General features: G+C 48.2%; 1 protein-coding gene. It reads left to right on the forward strand.

Annotated features, from left to right (window positions below):
- Positions 1-180 (forward strand): hypothetical protein (locus tag GHO25_RS26410; RefSeq protein ID WP_218581106.1); only part of this gene is annotated, 180 nt, incomplete at its 5' end.
- Between the last annotated feature and the right edge of the window lie 65 nt (positions 181-245).

Below are 245 nucleotides of genomic sequence, written 5' to 3' on the forward strand. Positions count from 1 at the left end.
TCCCGTTTTTTTTACCTGCGCCTGCTCCGGGCAAATTGTTTCAATGCATTACGCCCGCCTGTTTTGCCCCTGATCATGCAATCTGCATGCACCGAAAAAACCAACCATTTGCAAGCCATTGAAAGATATGGAATTACCTGCAACACAGGGTTGGCACATCCCCTGCAATTACCTGAATGAACGCTGCACTTCCTACCATTCAGGAGCACAACAACAATGATCGGGACAACTGAACACTATCCCGC

Source organism: Pseudomonas sp. FSL R10-1350, assembly GCF_009600525.1.
Classification (GTDB): domain Bacteria; phylum Pseudomonadota; class Gammaproteobacteria; order Pseudomonadales; family Pseudomonadaceae; genus Aquipseudomonas; species Aquipseudomonas helleri.